Origin of the sequence: Dickeya sp. MK7, from assembly GCF_000406305.1 — a bacterium.
In the GTDB taxonomy this organism is placed as follows: domain Bacteria; phylum Pseudomonadota; class Gammaproteobacteria; order Enterobacterales; family Enterobacteriaceae; genus Dickeya; species Dickeya fangzhongdai.
In genome coordinates this window covers 4648287-4667412 of sequence record NZ_CM001984.1, presented here as the reverse complement: position 1 = coordinate 4667412, position 19126 = coordinate 4648287, and the positions used below count along the sequence as shown (strand labels likewise).

Genomic DNA, 19126 nt, shown 5'->3' with positions numbered 1-19126 from the left:
CGAAAAGAGGCTGCATTTTATCATAAGCTGCCGCAGGTCGAGGAATGTTAGGTATCGCATTTCCTGATACAGAAAAAATTGCGGAACGCCTCGCAACCCGCGCACCGGCCTGTCGTCCCTTTGGCGGACGCATGGGATGATAAGCCACCGTTCGGCAAGGAGAGCAGCAATGGCATGGAATGACGGGTGTGCGCCGCGTGAAAAACTGATGACGCTGGGCGCCGGGGCGTTGAGCGATACGGAACTGTTGGCGATCTTTCTGCGTACCGGCATCGCAGGTACGCATGTGATGCAACTGGCGGAAAGTCTGCTGGTGCAGTTTGGGTCGTTGTATCAGCTCATGATGGCGGACAAAGACACCTTTTGCACCGCACGGGGCGTGGGGGTGTCCAAATATACGCAGTTGCAGGCGGTGGCGGAGCTGGCCCGGCGGCTGTTTTCTTCCCATCTGGCGCGGGAGGACGCCATGCTTAACCCGGAAGTGACGCAGCAGTATCTGCAATTGCTGCTGGCGCATCATGAACGGGAGATCTTTCTGGTGATGTTTCTGGATAACCAGCACCGAGTGATTCGTCATCAGGAAATGTTCGCCGGCACGATCAGCAGCGTGGAGGTGCATCCGCGCGAGATTGTGCGTGAGGCTCTCAAAGCCAACGCCGCCGCGCTGATTCTGGCGCATAACCATCCGTCCGGTCGAGCGGAGCCCAGTCAGGCCGACCGTTCCATCACCGGAAAAATCGTGCAAGCCTGTCAGTTGCTGGAAATTCGGGTGCTCGACCACCTGGTTATCGGGCGCGGCGAGTACGTTTCTTTTGCCGAGCGAGGGTGGATTTGAAAGATATTTCCGCGATCCTGTGGGATCTTTAGCTGTTCGGGACTTGAGCGCATACGCTTCAGAGCGTATACTACGCCACCTTTGAGAATCTTGGGTGTGGCGTTAAGAGCCTATCTCAGCAGGTTTACCCTGATGACAGAGTCTTTTCAGTGAAGTTGCTGAGATGGGCTCTAAAGCCTGACGAGGCGGCCGACACCCTCTACGAAGCTCGAGCTGATTTGATTTTTGGAGAATAGACATGTCCCGAGTCTGCCAAGTTACTGGCAAGCGTCCGGTGACCGGTAATAACCGTTCCCACGCAATGAATGCGACTAAACGCCGTTTTCTGCCAAACCTGCATTCCCATCGTTTTTGGGTTGAAGGTGAGAAGCGTTTTGTAACGCTGCGCGTATCTGCTAAAGGTATGCGTGTTATCGATAAAAAGGGTATCGAAGCGGTTCTGGCCGATCTGCGTGCCCGTGGTGAAAAGTATTAAGGAACTGAATCATGGCTAAAGGTGTTCGCGAGAAGATCAAGCTGGTTTCTTCTGCTGGTACTGGTCACTACTATACCACTACGAAGAACAAACGTACGATGCCGGAAAAACTGGAACTGAAAAAATTCGATCCAGTCGTTCGTCAGCACGTCGTCTACAAAGAAGCTAAAATCAAGTAATTTTAGTGGATCTGAAAAACCCGGCTTCGGCCGGGTTTTTTTATCGCTTCAGCAGGACGTTTCACCGGAGGACGCATGCCAGAATTACCCGAAGTGGAAACCAGCCGCCGCGGCATTTCACCCTGGCTGGTCGGTCATACTATTTTGTATGCCGAGGTGCGTAATGCGCGCCTGCGCTGGCCCGTCTCTCCTGAAATTCTGTCGCTGAGCGATACGCCGGTGCTGAGTGTGCAGCGGCGCGCCAAATACCTGCTGATTGAGCTGACGACCGGCTGGATAATCGTCCATCTTGGCATGTCCGGCAGTTTGCGGGTGTTGCCGGAATACAGCGAACCGGATAAGCATGACCACGTCGACCTGGTGATGGACAGCGGTAAGGTGCTGCGTTATACCGATCCGCGTCGTTTCGGCGCCTGGCTGTGGTGTGATGACCCGGCGACCAGTTCGGTGCTGGCGCATCTGGGGCCGGAACCGCTCAGCGACGATTTTTCCGGTCGCTATCTGTTCACCCAATCCCGCGGTCGTAAAACGCCGGTCAAGCTGTGGATTATGGATAACAAGCTGGTGGTGGGCGTAGGCAACATCTACGCCAGCGAGTCGCTGTTTAACGCCGGTATTCTGCCGAACCGGTCGGCGGGTTCGCTGTCTGAGGTTGAAGCGGACCAACTGGTACGTTCCATCAAGCAGGTATTGCAACGCTCGATTGAGCAGGGCGGCACCACGCTGCGGGATTTTCTGCAGTCCGATGGCAAACCGGGTTATTTTGCGCAGGAGTTGCAGGTCTATGGCCGAAGCGGCGAGCCCTGTCACCATTGCGGCACGCCGATTGAGAGCATCAAGCAGGGCCAGCGCAGCACTTTTTTCTGTAAGTGCTGTCAGCGTTAAGCGCAATCCGTTCCGGAGTAATTAAACAACGATAGCGTAGCGCTCAGCCTAATTTTTCCAGCAGAGCAGCGGCGACAGGTCGTGGCAAAAAGTGTGAAACGTCGCCGCCGTGACGGGCAACTTCTTTAACCAATGACGATGAGATGAAAGACCACTGCTCCGATGGCATCAGAAATATGCTTTCCAGCGTCGGCATCAGGTGGTGGTTCATTTTGGCCAGTTGCAGTTCGTATTCGAAATCAGACACGGCGCGTAACCCCCGCACCAGAATCGTCGCCCGCTGCTGCCGGGCGAAATTAGCCATCAGATCGGTAAACCCAACCACCTCGATGTTCGACAGATGCTGCGTGGCTTCTTTAGCCAGCGCCACCCGTTCTTCCAGCGTAAACAGCGTTTTTTTACCGGGGCTGGCGGCAATAGCCAGAATCAGGTGATCGAACATGCGCGCCGCGCGTGTCAACAGGTCCAGATGGCCGTTGGTCAGCGGGTCAAAGGTGCCGGGATAGATGGCTCTAGTCTTCATGGTGCTGATGTTCCTGGTGAGTGTCGCGCCGGTTATTCAGGGCCCATAGACCAGTATATTTGTTAAATGTGTACTGTGCATTTACGATGGCCAGCAACAGTCCTTGTTTGCCGTCCAGAAAGCCGGCCCGCAACAGCCAGGTTTTGACAAACGCTCCCAGCGTGTGCAGTACGATGGAGGAGAAACCGCAGCGTTTGCCCTGACGAAAGCGCTCTTCCGCCCAGCTTGCCGCGTAGGCGAACTGCTTTTGCTGGAAACTGAAAAAGTCCCGGCAGGTCAGGTGCTTCAGGTCGCCATCCAGCGAAATCACCCGGGCGGCGCCATAATCGAGGGATTCGTGTACCGCGTTGTCGTTGTAACGGTAGCGGTTGGGGTACAGGCGGATAACCTCATCCGGATACCAGCCGCTGTGACGCATGAAGCGCCCCAGAAACAGATTGCGGCGCGCGCAGCGATAGACGGCATCGCTTTCAGGGGATTCGAGCGTCGTCTCGATGGACTGACGCAGCGCCGGCGTGACCCGTTCGTCGGTATCAATCATGAAGATGTAATCGCCGCTGGCATACTGCTGCGCCAGTTGACGCTGTTTGCCGAAACCGGGCCAGTCGGTGTTCTGATAAACCTGCGCGCCGTGGCGGCGGGCGACATCCAGAGTGTCGTCGCTGCTGCCGGAATCCAGCACGATAATCTCGTCGGCCCAGTCGACTGACGCCAGACAGTCGGGCAGCAGCTCCGCCGCGTTATGGCTGATAAGAACGACGGACAGGCGTTTCCGGCTCATTACTGACTCCGTGGCGGCAGATAGGGCTCCAGCAGAGCCAGCAGACTGTGCAGCGCGCCCTGATTTTTGTGCAGTACGTCCACGGCATGGTGGCCGTGATAACGGCGATAATCATCGTCGGACAGCAGGGTGGTGACCTGTTCCACCAGCGATGCGGTATCCCGCACGGTGATCAGCCCATCGGATTCCTGCAGGCGGGCGCAGATATCCTTGAAATTGAAGGTATGCGGTCCCATCAGCACCGGTATGGCGTGCGCAGCCGGTTCCAGCGGATTGTGTCCGCCCCGCTCAATCAGGCTGCCGCCGACAAATGCCAGGTCGGCAATGCCGTACAGCAGCATCAGTTCACCCATGGTATCGCCAATCACTACATGAGACGAGGCGGGAGGAACGGTACCTGCGCTGCGCAGAGTATATTCCAGCCCGGCCTTGCGGACGATCGCTTTGGCATCGTCAAAACGGTCGGGATGGCGCGGCACCAGAATCAGCAACAGAGTAGGAAAGGCTTTCAGCAATTCGGTGTGGGCGTCGACGATGATTTTTTCTTCGCCTTCATGGGTACTGGCGGCGATCCACACCGGGCGCTGCGGCGCCCACTGTCGACGCAGCGTCACGGCGCGCGCGGCCAGCTCCGGCGTGACGGAAATATCGAATTTCAGGCTGCCGGTCACGTTCAACTGGGTGCGTTTCAGCCCCAGATTGATAAAGCGCTCGCCATCTTCCTCATTTTGCACCGCAATGAGGGTGATGCGACGCAGCAGCGTTCGCATAAAGCGGCCGAGTTTACGGTAGCCGTTGGCGGAACGTTCGGACAGACGAGCGTTGGCGATGATCAGCGGAATTTTGCGCTGGTGCAGCGCCGTGATCAGGTTAGGCCACAGCTCGGTTTCCATGATGATTACCAGACGCGGCTGCACATGGTCGAGAAAGCGCGCCATAGCGCCGGGCAGATCGTAGGGCAGGTAGACATGGTAAACATCTTTGCCGAATGCGGATAACGCGCGCTCGGAGCCGGTCGGCGTCATGGTGGTGACGGTAATCGGCAGAGATGGATAACGGTGGCGCAAGGCGCGGACCAGCGGCACCGCGGCCAGCGTCTCTCCGACGGAGACGGAATGCAGCAGTATGCCTTCGGGTTTTACCTGATTCCTGTAGAAGCCGTAGCGCTCCCCCCAGCGTTTGCGGTAAGCGGGGATTTTGCGGCCCCGGAGCCAGAGGCGCAGCCAGATAAGCGGCTGGATCATGTAAAACAGAAAGGTGTACAGCGTTTGTAACATAATCATCGGTATTATAGTCGGCGATAGCGAATTCTATATATTTATAGCGGTTAAATCTATCATTTTAACCGGCTACGGTCGGTGTTCTCCTTTCTACCGAAGAAACAGGTAATTAGCGCTGGAAATTGCACCGTTGTACGTTGGATTAATGATTGATGACAAACAGGATTATTCGTCGCAGGAAACATCAATTAGGGGAATAAAGGGACGTAATAATTAAAACAAAAGGACAAGGTAAATAAATATTTACTCTATTTTTATCCAGTGAAGAAAATATATTTATCAACTCATGAAGTGAATTATCAAATAATATTTAACGATATGGTGGTTTATTTCAAAATGTGTTTGATACCGTGGGGAGTAAGGTGGTGGCGTTATCGAAAAATGGCAGAAAGTTGAACAGCCTGGCGACATTCCGTTTTACGATTCCGATCTTAAATCAATCCTCTCTTTAACGTATGACGAACGCATTTTGTACAGGATTCTTCGCCAGCCTTCATGTATTATAGGCGGTTTATGATTTAAGGCTTATTTGATATAGGTATAAAAAGATGTTAGACACATCTTTAAATATATTACATACCGAGTCCTCTTGTGGTTGGGGCGGGCAGGAAATTCGTATTCTTACGGAGTCTCAGGGAATGATGAAGCGTGGCCATAAGGTCACCATTCTGTGTTGTCCGCACTCCAATATTTATCGTGAAGCGCAGGCGCGGGGTATTGCCGTGGTTGGGCTGCCGATCGAGAAAAAACGGTTGTCTTCCCTGCTGGCGCTGGTCGGTTGGCTGCGTCAGCACGGTTGCGCGTTCGATATCATCAATACGCACAGCTCCACCGATGCCTGGCTGGTCGCGGTCGCCGGGCTGATGCTGGGAAAACGGGTGCCGCCGATGGTGCGTACCCGCCATGTTTCCACCGACATCAACCGTTCGCTGACCACCCGCTGGCTGTACATGACCGCAACCCGCCACATCGCCACCACCGGCGAACGGCTGCGTCAGCAGTTGCATCGCGACAATCGCTATCCGTTGTCGCATATGACCTCGGTGCCGACCGGCATCGACCTGAGCTTTTATCGTCAGGCTGCCCGGCAGAGCGCCCGTCAGACCATCGGCGTGCCGGATCGGCCGACGCTGGGTATTCTGGCGACCATGCGTTCCTGGAAAGGGCACACCTATCTGCTGGAGGCCTGGCAGACGCTGGCGAAGGATTTTCCGGACTGGCAGTTGCTGATGGTGGGCGATGGGCCGCAGCGTCAGGCGCTGGAGCAGCAGGTCGCCTCGATGGGGCTGGCCGATCGGGTCATTTTTCTGGGCAACCGCGACGATGTGCCGGATTGCCTGAACAGCATGGATCTGTTTGTGCTGCCCTCCTACGGCAACGAAGGCGTACCGCAAAGCATTATGCAGGCGATGGCCTGCGGCTTGCCGGTGGTGTCGACCACGGTCGGCGCGATTGACGAAGCGGTGGTCAATGAACAGACCGGCTATTTGATCACGCCCAAAGATACCGCGTTGCTGGAACAGAAATTGCGTCAACTGATGGGCGACGATGCGTTGCGCGCCCAATTTGGCGAAGCGGCGCTCAAACGCGCGTCCGAGCAGTTTGGCGCGGATATCATGCTCGATCGAATGACCACTATTTTCCGGAACAGCCAGCGGTCGACTCGTTCATGAGTAAATTTTCCGCCCGGTTGCGGATTTTTCCGCGCGGTCTGCTGCAGTTGCTGAAAAAGCCCTGGCGTCGCGCGCCGACAGCGGTGAAACGCATTCTGGTCGCCCACAATCTGTTGCTGGGCGATACCGTGATGCTGACGCCGTTGCTGGCCAAGCTGCGGCGTAATTATCCGCGGGCGGAAATCGTGCTGCTGTGCAAGCCGCCGTTCGTCGAGGTTTATCGCCTGAATCCCTACGGCGTAGTGCCGATGCCTTACCAACCCGCTTCGGCGTCGTCGGTGTCGGCGATTGTTAACAGCGGACCCTATGATCTGGCGTTGATTCCAGGCGACAACCGCTATAGCTGGCTGGCGCTGGCGGCGGGCAGCCGTTGGATCGTTGCGCATCGACCTGCGCTGCGCAACGCCAAGAGCTGGCCGGTCAATGAATATCGAGACTATCCGGTTGAACCGATGGCGTGGGGCGACGCGATGGCCGCCCTGACGGACGGCGAGTTGCCCGCGCCTCAGCGCTGGTCTGCGCCGGCGTGCGATTTTTCCCCGCCGGAGTCGCCTTTTGTCGTACTGCATGTCGGCGCCAGCAATCCGGTGCGTTTCTGGCCGCCGGAGCGCTGGCTGGCGTTGGCGGATTGGCTGGCGGCGCAAGGTTACACCCCGGTATGGAGCGGCGGCGGCAATGAACGGTATATCGTTGACGCGATTGACCCGGAACGGCGTTATCGCAGTTTTGCCGGTGAGTTGTCTTTGTCGCAACTGCTGACGCTGCTGGCGGGTTCGAAAGCGCTGATCTGCGCCGACACCGGCGTGGCGCATCTGGCGAAATGGGTCAATACCCCGACCATGACGCTGTATGGTCCGGGTAATCCGGTCGCGTTTGGTCCCGGCCGCTTCTGGCAGAATAACCCGATTATCAACATCGGTTTCCACCCGATTCCTTGTCGCGACCAGCACACGCTATTTGGCCGTGAATTGTCCTGGCTTGAACGGTGCAATCGGAATGAAACGCGCTGCCTGCAGTTCTGCGACGGGCAGTCAGCGTGTATGCAACAGATTTCCCTTCCTGAGATTCAGACGGCTTTTACCCATTTGTTGAGAAAGATTTAATGACAACTCAGTTATCGTTTAACACCCGACGTACCGATAATCGCGGCCTGTATTTTCTCAGTGCGCTGGCTATTTTTGTTAACCCGTTGGCCGAAGCGCCTAAAAACATCGCCATGGCGCTGTTGCTGCTGTGGGTGATCGTTCAGGCGGTCATGAATAAAAAAGAGCGCCAGTGGTCAGGGTGGGATCTGTTTTTTGCCCTTTACATACTCTCGTATCTGGTTGGCCTGCCGTTTTCCGCTTATCACACCGATGTGCGTTCTCTGACCGATGTAGCCCGTTATATGCTGTTCGGCTGGGTGATCTATCATGCCAGTTTCAGCGAAAAGCAGAAAATCGGTCTGGTGTTCTGGGCCACGCTGGGGACATTCGTCGGTCTGATTTATGGCGCGTGGGAACACTTTTACCTCGGCAGGGAAACGTACTGGACGCTCAACTCGGTTGGTCATGTGAATCACGCCGCCATCTATAACGCTATTATTTGCGGGATGGCGTTGACGGTTCTGTTCAGTTACTGGTCGATGTTGGGCGTTGGCAAACGACTGATGTGGATAGCCATGCTGGCGCTGTCTCTGGTCTATGTGGCGTTTGGTGAAAGCCGGGCGACCTTCGGGGCCGTTCTTGTGGTGGCGCTGGTTTTGGGAGTAGGGTTCGCCAGAAAAAATAAAAAATTTCTGCTGCTGCCTGCTGTCTTTATCGCCGGGTTAATTGCGGTTGCAATCCTCAGTAATGCGCGCGTTGTGGTAAAACAGGAGCAAAATGCTTCGGATAACAATGTATTGAGTTATCGTGATGTTATCTGGAGTTCAGCTCTTGATGTCTTCAAACAGCATCCTTTCTTTGGTGTAGGGAAGGAAAACTTCGAGAAAATCGACATCAATAAATGGCCAGATAAGCCACTGTTCACACATGTTTCTCATGCCCATAATATCTTTATCAACGTGCTGGCGGAAAACGGCGTCTGGGGCGCTTTTTGGGTCTTCAGCCTGTTTGGCGCGATGGGCGTGACGTTGGCGCGTTATATACCGAAGAAAAATGCGTTGCCGGTTTCCTGGCTATCGTGGGGGGCGGCCTGCTCGGCATTGGTGGTCACGCTGGTGGTTGGGTTGGTTAACACCACTTTCCATCATGAACATGCCAATCTGAGCATGCTCTGTTTTGCACTGTGGCTGAGCCAGTATCGCTACGATCGTCAGCGTTTTATCTGATCCGACAGCCGGGTCATGGACGTAACGTCGCCCGTGACCCGGCTTCTTTTACCGAAAGGCATACGTCGAAAATCGCGGCGCACCCGGTATAGCATCAAATCAACTGTTCATAGAGTTTGAGCATGTTATCGCTCAGAAAGCGCAGGTCGTAGCGTTCCACTTTGGCTCTCGCCTGCTCGCCAAACCCGCCGAACCCGGTTTCGCAAGCCTGTCGTACCGACTGGCGCAGGCCGTCATAGTCCAGCGAATCGTAAACAAACCCGTTCAAACCTGACTGGATAAACTCTTTGCCGCCGCACTGTTGTGACGTAATCACCCCCAGTCCGCTGGCCATCGCTTCCAACACCACATTCGGGAACGGGTCGTACAGCGTCGGCAGCAGCAGCATATCCGCCGCGCCGTAGTAGGGCCGGGTATCCGGCTGCATACCGACGAAATGAACCCGATCGGCGACGCCGAGCCGCCGGGCCAGACGCTGATAACGACGACTGTGCTTATCTTTCCCCACCACGATCAGGTGCGGATGCTGAGGAACGCCGCTGATGGCGTGGATCGCGCCCGCCAGCCCTTTGCGCTCGAAACCGGAACCGACAAACAGCATCACTGGCGCGTTTTGCGGTACACCCAGTTGCTGACGCAGCGCGCGGCGGTAGGTCGCGCGCAGGTCGGGGGTAAAGGTGTCGGTGTTTACCCCGTTGTAAATCAGCTGAATTTTATCGGCAGGCAGGCCAAAGTAGTGGCGAATTTCATCCGCCACCATCTGCGAGTTGCAGATGACGGCTTTCAGCGATGGATGCTGATACATCGCCTGCTCCTGCGCCATCACATAGCGGTGAAAACCGGACCACCACAGCAGACGTCGCTGCAACGGGTTGAGAATCCGCGAACGCTGGGTAAGCCAGGACTGATGAACGCCGTCGCCGGCGCGGTAAATATGGCAGCCTGGAATCCGTTCGTGGCTCTGCACCAGATCGAACGCGGCGAAGTGCTGCTGAGCAGCCTGTGCGAACGCGCTCTCGCGCTGGACCCGGCCGGTGATGCGCGGGTTACAGATGATAACGTTGCGGTTGACCTGTTCCGCGCCTTCCCAACTGCGGGTGATAACGCTGACATCGATTGAACGGTGGTTGCTGAGCGCGTCGAGCGCTCTGGAAACGAAGCGCTCTGCCCCGCCGTCCGGACGGTATTTCTGCCGCACGATCGCCAGTTTCATCCCTGTGCCTCCAGCAGTGCCGAATCAACCGCCAGCAGCACCTGTTGAACGCTGATTTGCTGCAGACAGTCGCTAACCTTGCTGCCGCCGCAACCGTCTTTACCGCAAGGGCGGCAGGGATGGCGGTCGGAGACTATCACCCGGTTGACGGTCATCCACGGCGCCCATTCGGTTTCTCCGCTGGGGCCGAACAGCGCCACCACCGGCGTTTGCATCGCAGACGCGATATGCATCGGCACCGAGTCCACGCCCAGCAGCAATTGTGCTTTGCCGATCAGGCTCGCCAGCTGTTTGAGCGTCAACTGGCCGGCCAGATCCAACACCGGATGGGTCAGGCGCGACTTGATGTCGGCGATCATCGCCATTTCGCTTTCCGCCGGCGAAGCGCTTAGCACGATGGTGTGGCCGCGTTCGCACAGGGTGTTGATGGCTTCCGCCATCGCGCTGCTCTTCCAGCATTTGAACAGCCAGCGCGATGTTGGATGAACCACGATGAAGGGTTGCCCCTGCCATTGCTGGGCCCGCAGTTTCTGGTCTACCGCCTGATCGGCCTCCTCGCCGGCGATCAGTTGTAACCGACGCGCTTCCGGTTCCGGCTGGATCCCCAGTACTCGCAGGGTATCCAGATGGGATTCCACCGTGTGGCGGCGCGGAATGCGCGGTACGCGATACTGAAACGTCTTTTTCCAGAACGACAGTTTGTCGCGTGCGCTGTTGCGAAAGGTGACGCCGAGCGGGATGCCAGCCAGACGCGCGATCCATAAACCGCGCATACTCTCGGTCAGGTGAATGATGGCGTCATAACGTTGCGCCCGCAGCGTTTTCAGCAGCGCCCACTCTTTCGCCAGATGACCGAACGGCCCAAGTTTTTTCCATTTTTTGTCGACGGTATAAAGCTGGTCAATCGCCGGATGCAGCGACAGCATTTCCGCCGTGTCGGCAAACACCAGCGCGTCGATTTGGGCGTCCGGGTAACGCTGACGCAGAATGGAAAATAGCGGCGATGTCAGCAGCACATCGCCATGATGGCGGAATTTGGTAATAAGGATTCGCCGGAGTTCAACCTTACGCGGTGAGGTCACAGTAAAACCGCCTTATTCAGTCAAGAGAGAAGCACAGTGCTGCCACACATCGGCGGCGCGGAGATCCGCCAGATTGCGGCTGCCTGCCGGACGGCAGACATGCTGGTTTTGGCCGTAGCCGCCAATCAACCCCGGATCGGTCGGGCCGTACAGCGTGATGTTGGGGCGGTCGAGCGCGGCGGCGAGGTGACTGAGCCCGGTATCCACCGAGACCACGGCTTGCGCGCCCGCCAGTACGCCTGCGACCTGTTCCAGAGTAAGCCGGGGCAGCACGTCCACGTGAGAAAACCCGGCTGCCAGTCGCTGCGCCCGCTGGTGCTCGTGCTCCGCGCCCCAGGGCAATTTGATGCGCAGTCCGCGAGGTTCGGCCAGCGCGATCAGTTCGCGCCAGTGCGACTCCGGCCAGTGTTTTTCATCCCGGGTGGTGGCATGCAGAAACACCAGATACGGCTGGCTGTCGGCGGGCTGTGCCGACAGAAAACGCGCCGCAATGGCGTAATCGCCCTGTTCCGTCGGTTTACGGTAATTCAGGCTGACGGAAAACAGCTCCCGGATGCGTTCTACCGCGTGCTGCTGGCTGGCGATCGGATGTCGATACTGATAAAACCAGCTGGCCAGCGGCTCGCGGGCGCTTTTCCAGTCCAGCCCATGCTTGTTGCCGAGTGCCAGGCGGGTCACCAGCACCGCGCTTTTCAGCAGCCCCTGCGCATCGATGACCGCATCATAGCGTTTTTCCCGCAGCTGTGTTTTGAATGCGGCCCGCTCGGCGCGGGTTTCACGGCTGAACCAGCTTTTGCGCCAGCGGCGGATTGCCACCGAAATGACGCGATCAACCGCCGGGTGCCAGCCGGGGATCTGGGCAAAACCTTCTTCCACCACCCAGTCGAACTGGATGCCGTGAATCACCTGCATCGCATCGGTGAGTGCGGGCAGGGTGTGCAGCACGTCGCCCATGGAAGACGTTTTGACGATCAATACCCTCATGCAGGCTCCCCTTTGGCGGGCAGATAGCGTGACAGGGCGTCCAGCACCTGTTGCGGCTGAATATCGATCAGGCTCTGATGATACCCTTGTTCGGCATCGCCCTTGCGCACCCGGTGATAACCGGTGATCAGGCGGATGACCTCGGCCTGGTGGGAGAGCGGCGGGGTGAAGTCCGGGCTGCTGGGGCCGTACAGCGCCACCAGTGGGCGGTTGAGCGCTGCTGCCACGTGCATCAGACCCGAGTCGTTGCTGACGATCGCCTGACAGGCGGCGATCAACACCACCGCCTGATCCAGCGCAGTCTGCCCGGCCAGATTGAGACAATGTTCGCGGGCATCGGCACTCAGGGTTTGACGGATGTCCTCACCTGCCTGACGGTCGTTGTTCGAACCGAACAAGATGACCTGATAACCTTGTTCAATCAGCGTTTGTGCCAGCGAACCGTAGTGGTAATGCGGCCAGCGTTTGGCCGGGCCGAACTCGGCGCCGGGGCAGAAACCAATCAGCGGCCGGGCGTCGGTCAAATTAAAGGCGGCGGTGACATCCGCAATTTCGGCGTCATTCACCGCCAACTGCGGCCACAGTAAAGGCTGAGGCAAATCAGCGGCGGTATGAATGCGGGCACGGTCATAAGCCAGCGCGACATAGCGCTGCACCATCAGCGGGAAAGCGGCTTTGTCCAGAACCCGTAGGTCATTGAGCAGACCGTAACGCATTTCACCGCGCCAGCCGGTGCGATGCGGAATATCGGCAAAAAAAGGCACCAGCGCCGATTTGAAGGAATTGGGCAGCACATAGGCGCGATCGTATCGCTGCTCGCGCAGCGATACGCCCAGTCGCCGACGTTCGCCGAGCGCCAGCATGCCGTGTCCCAACGGCATGGGCAATGCCTGATGTACTTCGGGCATGCGCGCCAGCAGCGGGCGACACCAGGCCGGCGCCATCACATCGATGATGGCGTCCGGGTGTTCGGCCTTCAGGGTGCGGTAAAGACTGTGCGACATCATCATGTCGCCCACCCAGGAAGGGCCGATAACCAGAATTTTCATACCGTTCGTGTTTCCTTACGGCAAAGCGAATCAGGCGTTGCGGTTCAGCCAGGCCAGGTAGTCGGCGACCCCTTCCGCTACGGTTTTGAACGGCTTTTCATAACCAGCGGCGCGCAGGTTGGTGAGGTCTGCCTGCGTGTAGGCCTGATAGCGGCCTTTCAGTTTTTCCGGGAAGGGGATGTATTCCACGCCGTCTTTCTGGTGGTAGGCCAGTACGGCATCCGCCACGGCCTGGAAGGACTCGGCACGGCCGGTGCCGCAGTTGAAGATGCCGGAAACTTCGTGTTGCCAGAACCACAGGTTCACCGCCGCCACGTCGCCGACATAGATGAAATCGCGTTTGAAATTTTCGCTGCCGGCGAACAATTTGGGTTTTTCACCCTGATTGATCTGGTTATTCAGGTGGAACGCCACGCTGGCCATGCCGCCTTTGTGGCCTTCGCGCGGCCCGTAGACGTTGAAGTAGCGAAAGCCGCAAATCTGTGAGCTGGTTTGCGGCAGAATTTCACGCACATACTGGTCGAACAGGAACTTGGAATAGCCGTAAACATTCAGCGGCTGCTCATATTGACGCTCTTCCACGAAGTTGTCGGTGCGGCCGCCGTAGGTAGCGGCAGAAGAGGCATACATGAATGGAATTCCACGCTCCAGGCAGTAGTGCAATACGTCCTTGGAGTACTGATAGTTATTATCCATCATGTATTTGCCATCCCACTCAGTAGTGGAGGAACAGGCGCCTTCGTGGAAAATAACCTCGATATCGCCCAGATCGTCTCCGGCAACGATGCTGGCGAGGAAGTCTTCCTTATCCATGTAGTCGGCGATGTCCAGATCAACCAGATTGGCGAACTTGGTGCCATCCTTAAGGTTGTCGACCACCAGAATATCCCGATACCCGTCATCATTCAGCGCTTTTACGATATTGCTGCCGATGAAACCAGCGCCGCCAGTTACGATAATCATGGGAGTTACCTGCTATCTTGCTGGTGGAGCACCGCGCTCCACACCTATTGGCCGCTATAATAGCATTTCGACGCACCACAGACATCCTGTGCGGATTTTCCCGCCGTTTCTTGCCAGGCGCTTCGCATTTCCGGCGTGATCACTGTGGCATTTTGTGGCTGACCTGTCAGCCCGGCTCGCATTTCTCCACTACCTTTACCTCCATAAGGCCTACCGCCGCTCGGCGGACATTCCGATGACGGACGAAAAGGAGAGCCGCGCCATGCCTGATGCGTTTTATCACCAACTGACCGCCCAGCTTGCCTCGCTGCACGACGAGGGACTGTTTAAGGATGAACGACCGATCACCACAGCGCAGCAGGCGCACATTACGGTGGCGGACGGCGGCGAGCTGATTAACTTCTGCGCGAATAATTATCTGGGGTTAGCCAATCACCCGGCGGTGATCGACGCGGCTAAAGCCGGGCTGGATAGCCACGGCTTCGGCATGGCGTCGGTACGTTTTATCTGCGGTACGCAGGATATTCACCAGATGCTGGAGCGCCGGCTGGCGGCGTTTCTCGGTATGGAGGATGCCATCCTCTACTCCTCCTGCTTTGACGCCAACGGCGGGTTGTTCGAAACCCTGATGGGGGAAAACGACGCGATTGTGTCCGATGCGCTCAATCATGCGTCGATCATCGACGGTATTCGCCTGTCAAAAGCGCGCCGTTATCGTTACGACAATAACGATATGCATCAGTTGGAGGCACGGTTGCAACAGGCCCGGTCGGAAGGGGCGCGTAATCTGATGATTGCCACCGACGGCGTGTTTTCGATGGACGGCGTGATCGCCAATTTGCGCGGTATTTGCGATCTGGCGGAGCGCTACGACGCGCTGGTGATGGTGGATGACTCCCACGCGGTGGGATTTGTCGGCGAACAGGGACGCGGCACCCATGAATACTGCCAGGTGATGGGGCGGGTGGACATTATTACCGGCACGCTGGGCAAAGCGCTGGGCGGTGCGTCCGGCGGCTATACCGCCGCCCGGCGGGAGGTGGTGGCGTGGCTGCGTCAGCGCTCCCGGCCGTACCTGTTTTCCAATTCGCTGGCGCCGTCGATTGTGACGGCGTCGATCAAGGTATTGGACCTGCTGCAGGATGGACAGGCGCTGCGTCGGCGTCTGTGGCATAACGCCAGTCTGTTTCGTCAGCGGATGACTGAGGCGGGGTTTACGCTCGCGGGCGCAGATCACGCCATTATTCCGGTGATGCTGGGCGATGCCCGGCTGGCGCAGGCATTCGCGGCGGCGTTGCGACAGGAAGGCATTTATGTCACCGGTTTTTTCTACCCGGTGGTGCCGCACGGGCAGGCGCGCATCCGTACCCAGATGTCGGCGGCGCATACGCCGGAGCAGATTGAACGGGCGGTGACGGCGTTTATCCGGGTCGGCCGCCAACTGGGCGTGGTGAAGTGAGGAGACGATGATGAAAGCGCTGGCGAAACTGCGCCCGGAACCGGGCATCTGGCTGACTGACGTTCCCGCGCCGGAACCGGGCCACAACGATGTGATGATCAAAATCCGTAAAACCGCCATTTGCGGCACCGACGTGCATATCTACAACTGGGATGCGTGGTCGCAGAAAACCATCCCGGTGCCGATGGTGGTCGGGCATGAGTATGTCGGCGAGATCGTGGCGATAGGGCAGGAAGTGGAAGGGTTCAGGATTGGCGATCGGGTGTCGGGCGAAGGGCATATCACCTGCGGCTATTGCCGTAACTGCCGCGCCGGACGCCGTCATTTGTGCCGCAATACCTCCGGCGTCGGCGTTAACCGGTCGGGCGCTTTCGCCGAGTACCTGGTGATTCCGGCGTATAACGCGTTCCGTCTTCCGGCGGCGATTCCCGATGACATCGCTGCTATTTTCGATCCGTTCGGCAACGCGGTGCATACGGCGCTGGCGTTTGATCTGGTGGGTGAAGACGTGTTGGTAAGCGGCGCGGGGCCGATTGGCGTCATGGCGGCGGCGGTTTGCCGCCATGTCGGCGCCCGTCATGTGGTGATTACCGACGTCAATGACTACCGGCTGGCGCTGGCGCGGCGGATGGGCGTTAACCGGGCGGTGAATGTAGCGCGGGAATCGCTGACCGACGTGATGCGGGAACTGGGCATGACCGAAGGATTTGACGTCGGGCTGGAGATGTCCGGCGCGCCGGCGGCCTTGCGCACGCTGCTGTCGGTGATGAACCACGGCGGTCGCATCGCCATGCTGGGTATTCCGCCGGAAGCCGTATCGGTAGACTGGAGTGACATCATTTTCAAGGGGCTGGTGATTAAAGGTATCTACGGCCGTGAAATGTTTGAAACCTGGTACAAAATGGCGGCGTTGATCCAGTCCGGACTGGATCTGTCGCCGATCATCACCCATCGCTACGCCATTGACGATTTCCAAAACGGGTTTGATGTGATGCGCTCCGGCCAATCCGGCAAGGTGGTGCTGAGCTGGTAACCGGCCGCGCCGCCGATAGACGACGCGGCTCGCCGTATTACCCCAGCCAGGTCTGCCAGTGCTGTTTCAGGTAGCTGACGGCGGGGCTGGTCGCCAGATTATGTCCAAGCTGCCGCCACAGATCCGACTGAGAGATCGCCGGCAGCGGCTGTTTGATCGCGCAGACCTGAATAGGGCGCAGCCGTTTTTGCACCGGGGCGGTCGGTTGCGACGCAAGGTACGTCGGCACCGGCGCATAGCGCGGTTCCGGTTCGTTCAGCAATTGACTGGGGCGCACCAGTACGATATCGGCCGGCAGCATCGGCAACATCTGCTGCAACACCTGAATGGTGGTGGGGTGAGGGTGGCCGATGGCGATGGCGTACCCGCTGCGTTGCGCGATCTCCACCGCCCGGCTGAACTGACGTCGAATGTCGGCAACGTTCTGGGTGTCGTCCAGGAAGACCTTGCGTTTGAGTACCTTGATGCCGGTACCGGCCGCCGCCTGGGTGGCCTGACTGCTGCCGATGGTCATGCTGTCGAGGAAATAGAAGCGGTAGGCGGTCATCGCCTGCATCACCTTCTGCATGCCCGGCAGGCTGGCGGTCATGGCGCTGCCCATGTGGTTGTTCAGCCCGACGGCGTAAGGCACCTTGTTGACCGCATCGCGCAGGATGCGCGCAATTTCCTCGCTGCTCATGTCCGGGCGCAGCGTGTCACGCTCCAGCGGCTGCTTGCTCATCGGCGCCATCGGCAGGTGAATCAACACTTCTCTGCCTTGCGCATGGGCCTTGGTCGCCATGTCGCGGGCGTATGGCGCATTGGGCAACACGGCCACGGAAATGGCGGTGGGCATCGCCAGCACCTGATTTTCGTTATGCGGGCGGTAGCCGAAATCGTCGATCACCAGCGCCAGCTTGCCCGCCCAGACGGGAAGGGCCAGCAGCGTGCCGGTGAGCGTCATGCCGGTGAGAGTCAACAAGCGGGAAATTAATGGACGCAAACCTACCTTCCTAGCCAGGGTAAGGGGTTGACCGCCTGTCCCTGACGTCGAATTTCAAAATAGAGGGCGGGCTGATTCTGCCCGCCGCTGTTGCCGACCAGCGCCACCGGCTGACCGGCTTTCACCTGCGCGCCTACCGAGACCAGCGCGCTCTGGTTATAACCATACAGGCTCATGTCGCCCCTGCCGTGTTCCAGCACCACCACCTGACCATAGCCCTGCAGCCAGTCGGCCATCAGCACGGTGCCGTCGGCGATGGCGCGCACCTCGGTACCTTCGGATGCGCCGATCACCAGCCCCTTCCAGCGCAGTTCGCCCTGCAACGGTTCGCCGAAACGGTGCAGCGTGCGGCCGCGCACCGGCCATACGTACTGGCCGGCCGGCTGACCCAGACCGCCGGTGCGCGCCATCAGCGAACGCTCCTGCTCGGTGGGTTTGTAACTGGCGCCGCTGCGTTTGGCCTGTTCTTCTTTTTCACGTAGTTTGGCTGCTTCGCGTGCTTCTCGCTCCGCTCGCGCCCTGGCTTCCCGTTCCGCACGCGCGATCTGGTCGCGCAAACGGGTTTCGTTCTGACGCAGTTCCGTCAATTGTTGCTGGTCTTTTTCCAGTGCGTTTTCCAGTGCGCCCAACGTCTTCTGACGTTCGCCCTGCGCCTGTTCCAGCGTTTTCTGCTGCTGCTGTTGGTCGCCGAGCAGGCGTTTTTGCTGCGCCTGTTTCTGCTCCAGTTGCTGTTTCTGGCTGGCAAGCTGCGTACGGGTTTGCTGTAACGCGGTGATGGATTGCTCGCGCGCCTGATTCAGGTAATTGAAGTAGGCGAGGATGCGCTCGCGCCGCTGGCTTTCCTCACCGCTGAGGATCAGTTGCAGGGCGCCATGCTGGCCCTGACGGAACGCGGCATCCAGCTGTTTCGCCAGCAGGGTTTCCTGCGTTTTCTGCTGGGTTTGCAGTTTGGCGATGGAGGCGCTCAGGCTGCCGACATCCTGATTCAGACGTTCAAGGGTGGCGCGGGTGTCGCGTAGCTGGCGGGTGGACTGAGCGATCGACTGTTCCTGCTTTTTCAGTTGCTCAAGCAGGGCGCTGCGACGTTGCTGCTGTTCCCGGACGCTTTTTTCCTTCTCTGCGATGTCTTGCTGCAGGGATTTCAACTGCTGCTGGCCGTCGTCGCTCCAACTGGGGCACGGCAACAGCAGCACGCCGACACAAAGCACACTGGCGCACCGGATTAACAGTTTGTCACGACCCGTCGGCAACGGTACAGAGAACGCTTTTTTGCTCATGGCGAAAGATTATTCCACGATGAACAGCGCCTTACCAGTTGTCTCGTCAGGGATTTCTATTTCCATCCATGACAGCGAGCGGCCCTGGATCCTACGGATAAATGCAATCCGCCGCGCATAATCATGACGCGATGTTGGCTTA

General features: G+C 58.1%; 19 protein-coding genes. 9 read left to right on the top strand and 10 right to left on the bottom strand.

Features of this window, described 5'->3' with window-relative positions:
- The first annotated feature begins 169 nt into the window (after positions 1-169).
- The 4 genes from radC (at position 170) to mutM (ending at position 2374) form a co-directional block, all read left to right on the top strand.
- Complete coding sequence (gene radC / locus DXXMK7_RS20275) at positions 170-835, top strand: DNA repair protein RadC (RefSeq protein WP_038920568.1); 666 nt, start codon at positions 170-172, stop codon at positions 833-835.
- Positions 836-1073: 238 nt separating this feature from the next.
- Positions 1074-1310: a 50S ribosomal protein L28 gene (gene rpmB, locus DXXMK7_RS20270; RefSeq protein WP_012763801.1), complete on the top strand. Its 237-nt coding sequence runs from the start codon at positions 1074-1076 to the stop codon at positions 1308-1310.
- 11 nt (positions 1311-1321) lie between these two features.
- Positions 1322-1489: a 50S ribosomal protein L33 gene (gene rpmG / locus DXXMK7_RS20265; protein WP_012763802.1), complete on the top strand. Its 168-nt coding sequence runs from the start codon at positions 1322-1324 to the stop codon at positions 1487-1489.
- 75 nt (positions 1490-1564) lie between these two features.
- On the top strand, positions 1565-2374 hold the full coding sequence (mutM, locus tag DXXMK7_RS20260; RefSeq protein WP_038920567.1) for a bifunctional DNA-formamidopyrimidine glycosylase/DNA-(apurinic or apyrimidinic site) lyase: 810 nt from the start codon (positions 1565-1567) through the stop codon (positions 2372-2374).
- A gap of 43 nt (positions 2375-2417) precedes the next feature.
- On the opposite strand, the gene coaD is transcribed toward mutM, so the two are convergent.
- Genes coaD through waaA form a run of 3 tightly spaced genes read right to left on the bottom strand, consistent with a single transcriptional unit; the run spans position 2418 to position 4955 of the window.
- A complete protein-coding gene (gene coaD, locus DXXMK7_RS20255; RefSeq protein ID WP_038920566.1) occupies positions 2418-2897 on the bottom strand; it encodes a pantetheine-phosphate adenylyltransferase in 480 nt (159 codons plus the stop codon).
- Positions 2887-3678 (bottom strand): glycosyltransferase family 2 protein, encoded by a 792-nt coding sequence (locus tag DXXMK7_RS20250; protein ID WP_038920565.1) that lies wholly within the window; start codon positions 3676-3678, stop codon positions 2887-2889. The genes coaD and DXXMK7_RS20250 overlap by 11 nt, the downstream gene beginning before the upstream one ends.
- The gene (gene waaA, locus DXXMK7_RS20245) at positions 3678-4955 is read right to left on the bottom strand and encodes a lipid IV(A) 3-deoxy-D-manno-octulosonic acid transferase (RefSeq protein ID WP_038921159.1); all 1278 of its coding nucleotides are present in this window, start codon (positions 4953-4955) and stop codon (positions 3678-3680) included. The genes DXXMK7_RS20250 and waaA overlap by 1 nt, the downstream gene beginning before the upstream one ends.
- A 551-nt stretch (positions 4956-5506) precedes the next feature.
- Here waaA and DXXMK7_RS20240 point away from each other — a divergent pair.
- Genes DXXMK7_RS20240 through DXXMK7_RS20230 form a run of 3 tightly spaced genes read left to right on the top strand, consistent with a single transcriptional unit; the run spans position 5507 to position 8942 of the window.
- Positions 5507-6631, top strand: coding sequence for a glycosyltransferase family 4 protein (locus DXXMK7_RS20240; RefSeq protein ID WP_038920564.1), 1125 nt, complete (start codon positions 5507-5509; stop codon positions 6629-6631).
- Positions 6628-7734 carry a glycosyltransferase family 9 protein gene (locus tag DXXMK7_RS20235; RefSeq protein ID WP_038920563.1) on the top strand — a complete coding sequence of 369 codons (1107 nt, stop codon included), beginning with the start codon at positions 6628-6630 and terminating at the stop codon, positions 7732-7734. The genes DXXMK7_RS20240 and DXXMK7_RS20235 overlap by 4 nt, the downstream gene beginning before the upstream one ends.
- Positions 7734-8942, top strand: coding sequence for an O-antigen ligase (locus tag DXXMK7_RS20230; RefSeq protein ID WP_038920562.1), 1209 nt, complete (start codon positions 7734-7736; stop codon positions 8940-8942). The genes DXXMK7_RS20235 and DXXMK7_RS20230 overlap by 1 nt, the downstream gene beginning before the upstream one ends.
- Before the next feature lie 94 nt (positions 8943-9036).
- Here the strand turns inward: DXXMK7_RS20230 and DXXMK7_RS20225 are convergent, their stop codons facing one another.
- From DXXMK7_RS20225 to rfaD, 5 genes are read right to left on the bottom strand one after another with little or no spacing between them, the layout of a single operon-like run.
- Positions 9037-10155 (bottom strand): glycosyltransferase family 4 protein, encoded by a 1119-nt coding sequence (locus DXXMK7_RS20225; protein WP_038920561.1) that lies wholly within the window; start codon positions 10153-10155, stop codon positions 9037-9039.
- A complete protein-coding gene (gene rfaQ, locus DXXMK7_RS20220; RefSeq protein WP_038920560.1) occupies positions 10152-11237 on the bottom strand; it encodes a putative lipopolysaccharide heptosyltransferase III in 1086 nt (361 codons plus the stop codon). The genes DXXMK7_RS20225 and rfaQ overlap by 4 nt, the downstream gene beginning before the upstream one ends.
- A gap of 12 nt (positions 11238-11249) precedes the next feature.
- Positions 11250-12221: a lipopolysaccharide heptosyltransferase RfaC gene (gene rfaC / locus DXXMK7_RS20215; protein WP_038920559.1), complete on the bottom strand. Its 972-nt coding sequence runs from the start codon at positions 12219-12221 to the stop codon at positions 11250-11252.
- The gene (gene rfaF, locus DXXMK7_RS20210) at positions 12218-13270 is read right to left on the bottom strand and encodes an ADP-heptose--LPS heptosyltransferase RfaF (RefSeq protein WP_038920558.1); all 1053 of its coding nucleotides are present in this window, start codon (positions 13268-13270) and stop codon (positions 12218-12220) included. Before rfaF ends, rfaC begins: the two co-directional genes overlap by 4 nt.
- A gap of 30 nt (positions 13271-13300) precedes the next feature.
- The gene (gene rfaD / locus DXXMK7_RS20205) at positions 13301-14233 is read right to left on the bottom strand and encodes an ADP-glyceromanno-heptose 6-epimerase (RefSeq protein WP_038920556.1); all 933 of its coding nucleotides are present in this window, start codon (positions 14231-14233) and stop codon (positions 13301-13303) included.
- A 262-nt stretch (positions 14234-14495) separates the two neighbouring features.
- Between rfaD and DXXMK7_RS20200 the strand changes: the two genes are divergently transcribed.
- Positions 14496-15692 (top strand): glycine C-acetyltransferase, encoded by a 1197-nt coding sequence (locus DXXMK7_RS20200; protein ID WP_038920555.1) that lies wholly within the window; start codon positions 14496-14498, stop codon positions 15690-15692.
- 10 nt (positions 15693-15702) lie between these two features.
- A complete protein-coding gene (gene tdh, locus DXXMK7_RS20195; RefSeq protein WP_038920554.1) occupies positions 15703-16725 on the top strand; it encodes an L-threonine 3-dehydrogenase in 1023 nt (340 codons plus the stop codon).
- Between the two features lie 37 nt (positions 16726-16762).
- On the opposite strand, the gene DXXMK7_RS20190 is transcribed toward tdh, so the two are convergent.
- Both DXXMK7_RS20190 and envC read right to left on the bottom strand, forming a co-directional pair.
- Positions 16763-17668, bottom strand: coding sequence for a divergent polysaccharide deacetylase family protein (locus DXXMK7_RS20190; RefSeq protein WP_038921158.1), 906 nt, complete (start codon positions 17666-17668; stop codon positions 16763-16765).
- Between the two features lie 41 nt (positions 17669-17709).
- The gene (gene envC / locus DXXMK7_RS20185; RefSeq protein ID WP_049842694.1) at positions 17710-18984 is read right to left on the bottom strand and encodes a murein hydrolase activator EnvC; all 1275 of its coding nucleotides are present in this window, start codon (positions 18982-18984) and stop codon (positions 17710-17712) included.
- Positions 18985-19126 lie beyond the last annotated feature (142 nt).